Below are 6338 nucleotides of genomic sequence, written 5' to 3'. Positions count from 1 at the left end.
CCACTCCCGCTCCCGCCCGCACCGGCACACCGGAGCGCGACGACGCCTGTACGGGCGGCTGCGAGCCCGACCCCGGATAGGCTCACCCGGGTGGAGGACATGAACGACCGCACCACCGCGAAGGCCGCCGCCGCCGACTATGGCACCGGCGAGGCGGAACCGCTGCCCGGCGGCCGGGCCAGGCCGAAGACGGGCAAGAGCGAGCAGACCCGGGCGGTGATCCTCGCCACGGCGATGCGGCTGTTCAAGGAGCGCGGCTACGACAAGACCACGATGCGGGCGATCGCCCAGGAGGCCGGGGTCTCGGTCGGCAACGCGTACTACTACTTCGAGTCGAAGGAATTCCTGATCCAGGGGTTCTACGACCTGATGACGCACGACCACGCGCGCGACGCGACATCCCGCATGGAGGGGGAGCGGGATTTCGCGCGGCGCCTGGAGATCGCCCTCGCCTCCTGGCTGGACTGCGCGGCGGAGTACCACGAGTTCGCCGCGCAGTTCTTCCGCACCGCCGCCGACCCGGACAGCTCGCTCAGCCCGTTCTCGGGCGAGTCCCACCCGGCCCGCGAGACCGCCGTCGCCCTCTTCCGCGACGTCCTGACCGGCTCCGACCTCGCGCCCAAGCTCGACACCGAACTCGCCGAGCTGCTGCCCGACCTGCTGTGGCTGCACCTGATGGTGGTCGTCCTGTACTGGGTCTTCGACCGCACCGAAAACACCGCCCGCACCCGGGAGTTCGTCCGCCGCTCCACCCCGTTCGTCGCCCGGATCATCGCCCTGTCCCGCTACCGGGCCTTCCGCCCCCTGGTCCGCGACGCCAAGAGCCTGATCCAGGACTTCATCCTCCCCACCATCGGCAAGACCCCGCTGCCCACCACTCCGGCACCGACCACCCCCACCGGCAAGCGCAGACGCCGAGCCTGACCGACCCGGCGCCGCCCGCGCGCGCCGCCCGCGCCCGGCGCCGCACACCAGCCCAGCCCCCGCGCGTGGCTAATCCGCCGCGTTCCCGCCGCGCAGGTGCTGCGGTGTCCGGGTGGGGCGCTGCTTGGTGACGAACGCGCTTCGCAGGGCGTGGTACGGCGCGTCCGGGTCGAAGAAGGTCTGCCGCATCCGCGCCAGTTCCCGCTCCCGGTGGGCCCGCAGCGTCTCCTCGTCACGTTCGCGCCGTGCCTTCTTCTCGACGACGCGCTGCTGCGCGCGCGGCGCCGCGGCGAGGCGCGCGGCACGTTCCGCGACGGCCGAACCGAACGCCGCGGGTGCGCTGTCGAGCACGAAGTCGACGAGGCCGATGTCGCGGGCGCGGGCCGCGGTCACCGGCAGGGCCTGCCGCATGAGGCGTTCGGTCCACGCATCTCCCACCCGGCGGGGCAGCGTGTACGTCCAGTACTCCGAACCGTGCAGCCCCATCAGGCGGTAGTGGGGGTTGAGCACGGCTCCGTCGCGACACCAGACCTCGTCGGCGGCCAGTGCGAGCGCCACCCCGCCGGCTGCCGCGTTGCCGCCGAGCGCCGCCACGACCAGCCGGTCCTGGGTGGTCAGCAGCGCCTCGACGAGGTCGTCCATGGCGTTGATGTTCTCCCAGGACTCCTGGGCCGGGTCGGCGGCGCCCTGGATCACGTTGAGGTGGATGCCGTTGGAGAAGAAGTCCCGGGCCCCGCCCAGCACCAGCACGGTGGTCGGGCGCGAGCAGGCGAACCGGTGGGCCGCCAGCAGCCGCCGGCAGTGGTCGGTGCTCATCGCGCCGCCGGGGAAGGTGAACCGCAGGAACCCGACCTGCCCGTCCTCCTCGTAGCGGATGTCGCTGTACGTCCGCCGGTCCCGGGGCAACCACAGCGGGACGGCGGACTCGGGCAGCGGCGGCATCCGGTCCCCGAGGGCGAGAACGGCCGGCCGCTTGAACGTGGCGGGCCCGCCCGGCTGCCGGCGGGGCCGCAGCTCGGGCAGCCACACGGCGCCGTCCACGGTCGCACGGCAGACGGCTCCGGCCCGGGTGGCCAGCAGTTCCCCGGGACGCCCGCGCAGGACGTCTTCGGGATGCCCGCCGTGCAGATACCACTGCTCCCCGAGGAGGTCGTCGAGCACGCCGGGCTGCGAATCGGCGGCCCGCAGCTTGCGCACCACCAGGTCCGTGGGGTCCGCCGCCCAGTCGATCCGCCGCTCGCCCTGGTCGAGGTAGGGCCGGGAGCGCGGCACATCCGCCCCGGCAGCGGCGGGAGTTGCCTGCTGCGGGCACGGCACGTAGCTCCCGGAGGCGAAGCGCTCGACGGCCAGCCGTACTGCCTCGGCCGCCGCGTCGCAGATCTCGTTGCGGTACAGGTCGCTCTTGCCGGCCGGCGGCAACGGGCAGGCCACCGACGCCCATACGTCGCCCGCGTCCATCTCGGCGACCGCCTGGAGGACCGTCACCCCCCACTCCTCGGCGCCCTCGGTGATCGCCCAGTCCAGCGACGACGGTCCGCGGTCACCCACCGGTCCCGGGTGGACGATCAGGCAGGTGTACGCCGACCAGACGTCCCGCGGGATCGCGGTCCTCAGCATCGGCGCGACGATCAGCTCGGGTGCGTGGCTCCGTACGGCCTCGCGCAGCGCGTCGTCCCCCAGCGCCAGTTCCACCACCACCCGGTGCCCGCGTTCCCCCAACTCCGCGAACACGCGCTGGGTCAGGCTGTTGAACGCACTTGCCACCAGCAGGATGTCCATGACTGCCTCCGTCCGCCGACGTGTGAGGCCGAGGTGTCGGCGTAGGCGATCATGGACCGTATCGGGGCCGGCGGTGCGGCCACCCGCCCGGACCCGTCCCCGAAAATCACCTGACCGGTGGCGGGGCATGAGGGCTACGGGGCCGACGCAGCGGACCCGTTCGCCCGCACCAGCCCTCAGACAAGGCCGTTCTGCTTGGCCCAGGGGATGAACCGGCCAAGCCGGCAGGGATAACGCATCCCGGTCCCGATCAGGGTGTCCACGAATGTGGTGGCGACGTACTCGGTCGTGCGTCCGTCCGCCACGGCCTCGGCCACGATCCGCAGCGAGCCGCAGACACCGAGCCCGTGCCGCCGTCCGATCCGGCGTGCGTCGCCGTCGTCGACCACCGCGGCCGCCCCGTGCACGTCCGCCCAGGCAAGAACGGTCGCCTCGCCCTGGTTGGACTTCTGGCCTGACACGCGGTCCATCCAGGCGACCAGTTGGTTCAGCTCGTCGAGGTCGTCCAGATGCACCACGTCAAGCCAGTCAGCCCGAAACCGAGTTCCAGACCCTGGCGCCTGATCTCGTGGCGAACCGTCTCGGTCGTCACGTTACGCCGCGGCCCATCGCTCCAGGTGCGGGCGAAGTCGTGCAGCACGTCGATCTTCTCCGCCTTGATGGCATGCAGCAGAGGCGAGGTGTCCCAGATCAGCACCGGTCCCGTAGTGGTCGTCAACGGGGATTGCGCGATCACGGCAGCTCGTCCTCCAAGTCGCGGCTGGGGAGCTCGTCCTCTCTGATGGCGTCGTAGAGCAGTTCGACAGCTCGTGGCGCGGTGACGGCGCCGACGAACCAGGCTTGCAGCGTCGCCTTGCGCCACTGCCTACCGGTGGCGCCGATCTCCAGGTCCGGTACCGGTTGGCTGCCGTGGGCGGCGAGGAAATCACCGCGCTGCGGCACGTCCGCCTTGTAGCGGCGGGCGTCCGTGGCAGCGATGAAGTCCAGACGACGTGCACGGTTGACGACCGCGCTCCATGACACGCGGTAGCGGGCAGCGAGGTCCAGCAGGACCGCCCGGGGGCTCCTCCCCCCGTCGGTCTCCGCCCAGGCGGACCGCATGTCGTCCGCCGGCAGCAGGAACTCCTCGGCGAAACGGTCGATGAGCTGCTCGCGCTCGTCCCGCGCGGCCGCGACTCCCGCGTCGCTGTGATACTCGTCCTGCAACAGGTGGTGACCCAGCTCGTGCGCGGCCGTCCACCGCCGACGGCCCGGCTGGGGCTCGCCGCTGATGACGGCAACGCCGTACCCGTCCTGAAGCAGGGACGCGCCCTCTCCCACGTCATCGACGACGGTCAGGTAGAGGCCGAAGCACTCCAGAACGTCGGCCAGCGCACCGAGCGGGCCGGACGCGAGCCCAGCGGCACCCCGGGCCGCCTGCGCCAGTTTCACGGGGTCGGGTGACGTGCCAGGAGTGCGCAGCAGTGCGTCGTCGAGCAGTGGTGGGCGCAGGTAGTCGTGTGAGACAAGCCAGGCGGCGAACCGGGCGTGTTCCTCGAGCCGGGCGTCGAGCCGGTACCGGGAGCGGGCCGCGCCGTCGGAAGTCTCTTCGAGGGCGGTACGGCGGGAGACCAGCGCCTCTCGTGGTCGCGAGAGCAGGTGCGCCAGAGGGACGCCCAACGCGTCGGCCAGCCGGGACAGCTCCAACGCGGTGATCCGCCGCTCACCGGCTTCGATCCGGACGACTGCGGTACGGTCCAGCTCGACTCGCGAGGCGAGATCGCCCTGACTCAAGCCTGCGGCGAGGCGGGCCTCGGCAATCCGCTCGCCGACCTCTCCCCAGTTCTGCGCAGTTTCCATGTGTGCGATTTTTGCACACCCGGCCTAGGCAAGCGATGCGGATCGCGCACATGACGTGAAGCGACGGTCGGCAGCGGCCCCTGACGTACGGCCGCCGCCAGCCAGTTCAGGCCCGCTCGGCGGCGTACGCGACGAACGCGGCCCACGCCTCCGGTCCGAACGCGAACTGCGGCCCCTCCGGGTCCTTGGAGTCCCGGACGTGAACGATCTCGGGGCAGGCCGCGACCTCGACACAGTCCGGGCCCTCGGCGGTGCTGTGGCTGGACTTGCGCCAGGAGAGGGCGACTTCAATGCACTGCGGGCCATCGGCGGTGCTGTAGCTGCTCTTGCGCCAGTGCAACTGGGTGTTGTCAGCGGCGTACGGCTTGCTCGTCATGTCTCTCCCAGCACCTTTTCGATGAACGCCAGCGACTCACGCGGCGTCAGAGCCTGTGCGCGGATGATCCCGTAGAGGGCGTCCAGCCGGCGAACCTCCTTCTGGTCGGAGACGACGCGGCTGAACTGCTGCACTTCCACGTGCCCCACCTTGGGTCCAACCCTCGGAACGATAAGCTGAAATGGTCCGCTCAGACCAGCATGGTCCTCAAGAGCCGTTGGCATCACCTGGATTTCGACGTGCCTCAACCGCCCGATCTCCAGCAGGCGTTCGAGTTGGCCCCGCAGCACTGACGTGCCTCCGACCGGGCGTCGAAGGGTGGCCTCCTCCTGGACGAAACTGATGAACGGAGCTGGACGTCGGCCGAAGATCCCTTGCCGGTCCATACGCGCCGCGATATTCGTCTCGATGATGTCGTCGTCCATCACGGGTCGGCGCATCCGATACAGGGCTCGGGCGTAGTCCTCGGTCTGGAGCAAGCCGTGCATGACCGTTCCGGCATAGCCGCACAGCTCCACCGCGTCCGCCTCCAACCGGGCCAGGTCACGGACCTTCTTCGGATACCGCGCCCGCTCCACGTCCTCCGTGAACGCGGCCAACATGCCGCCCGCGCCCACTACTTCGTCGGCCGCCACCAGGAACTCCGGCTTCGGGGCGCGGCGGCCCCGCTCGACCGAGGAGACCAGTTCCTCGCTGTAACCGATGCGGACGCCCAACTCGGCCTGTTTCAGGCCCGCGCGTTCGCGCCAGAGCTTCACCTGCTTGCCGACCGTCTTGAGGATGTCGGTCGCGCCCTCGTCCCAGTCATGCTCCTCGGTGCCGCCGCCCGGCTCCCCTGCTCCGGTCGTCATCGAACCGCCTCCCGTCACCGCCGCGTCACGCCCGGACGCCCGGACGCCCGGACACGTCACCGGGGCACCCGGACAGGGCGCGTACCGTCCCGGAGTCGCTCCTTCTCAACCTATGCACGCTCGACCACTCTCGGTCACATGAATGGCGAAATCTCCACCCTGACCACCACATTCACCCGGCGCCTGCCCTCCGGTCGGCATGGTGCCCGCCTCGCGCGACAACTCGCGCTCGGCCGGCTCGCGGAGTGGGGCGTGCCGGGCGACGGCGAGCCGGCGGACGCGGTGGCGTCGGTGGTGGCCGAGTTGGCAGCGAACGCGGTGACGCACGGGCGGTTGCCCGGCCGGGACTTCGAGTTGCGGCTCGGCTGGGACCCGGGCGCGGGCGTCGTACGGATCGAGGTGAGCGACGCGTGCGGGGAGCGGCGGCCGGTGCTCGCGCGGGTGCGGCCGGGAGAGGAGGCGGAGTCGGGGCGGGGGCTGCTGCTGGTGCAGGCGCTGGCGCGGGCGTGGGGTGTCTCGTCGCGCGAGGTCGGCAAGACGGTGTGGGCCGAAGTGGCCCTGGACGGCGG

Annotated in this window: 8 protein-coding genes; 2 read left to right on the top strand and 6 right to left on the bottom strand. The window is 71.3% G+C overall.

What is annotated here, in order from left to right:
• Window positions 1-99 precede the first annotated feature (99 nt).
• On the top strand, window positions 100-924 hold the full coding sequence (locus AC13HU_RS29460) for a TetR/AcrR family transcriptional regulator (RefSeq protein ID WP_483045018.1): 825 nt from the start codon (window positions 100-102) through the stop codon (window positions 922-924).
• Window positions 925-993: 69 nt separating this feature from the next.
• Here the strand turns inward: AC13HU_RS29460 and AC13HU_RS29455 are convergent, their stop codons facing one another.
• The 6 genes from AC13HU_RS29455 to AC13HU_RS29430 all read right to left on the bottom strand — a co-directional run bounded on the left by AC13HU_RS29455 (window position 994) and on the right by AC13HU_RS29430 (window position 5769).
• The gene (locus AC13HU_RS29455; protein ID WP_483045017.1) at window positions 994-2703 is read right to left on the bottom strand and encodes a hydrogenase maturation protein; all 1710 of its coding nucleotides are present in this window, start codon (window positions 2701-2703) and stop codon (window positions 994-996) included.
• 176 nt (window positions 2704-2879) lie between these two features.
• Window positions 2880-3218 (bottom strand): PIN domain-containing protein, encoded by a 339-nt coding sequence (locus AC13HU_RS29450; protein WP_483045016.1) that lies wholly within the window; start codon window positions 3216-3218, stop codon window positions 2880-2882.
• Window positions 3191-3439 (bottom strand): hypothetical protein, encoded by a 249-nt coding sequence (locus AC13HU_RS29445; RefSeq protein WP_483045015.1) that lies wholly within the window; start codon window positions 3437-3439, stop codon window positions 3191-3193. The genes AC13HU_RS29450 and AC13HU_RS29445 overlap by 28 nt, the downstream gene beginning before the upstream one ends.
• Window positions 3436-4542 carry a helix-turn-helix domain-containing protein gene (locus AC13HU_RS29440; RefSeq protein WP_483045014.1) on the bottom strand — a complete coding sequence of 369 codons (1107 nt, stop codon included), beginning with the start codon at window positions 4540-4542 and terminating at the stop codon, window positions 3436-3438. The genes AC13HU_RS29445 and AC13HU_RS29440 overlap by 4 nt, the downstream gene beginning before the upstream one ends.
• 106 nt (window positions 4543-4648) lie before the next feature.
• Window positions 4649-4918: a DUF397 domain-containing protein gene (locus AC13HU_RS29435; protein ID WP_483045013.1), complete on the bottom strand. Its 270-nt coding sequence runs from the start codon at window positions 4916-4918 to the stop codon at window positions 4649-4651.
• Entirely contained in the window at window positions 4915-5769 is an 855-nt protein-coding gene (locus AC13HU_RS29430; RefSeq protein WP_483045012.1) for a helix-turn-helix domain-containing protein, read from the bottom strand. The genes AC13HU_RS29435 and AC13HU_RS29430 overlap by 4 nt, the downstream gene beginning before the upstream one ends.
• A 138-nt stretch (window positions 5770-5907) precedes the next feature.
• Between AC13HU_RS29430 and AC13HU_RS29425 the strand changes: the two genes are divergently transcribed.
• Window positions 5908-6338 (top strand): ATP-binding protein (locus AC13HU_RS29425; RefSeq protein WP_483045011.1); only part of this gene is annotated, 431 nt, incomplete at its 3' end.

This window comes from Streptomyces sp. NH27, from assembly GCF_056859195.1.
Note: the sequence above shows the minus strand (reverse complement) of the source record. Positions and strands in the feature narration are given on the sequence as shown.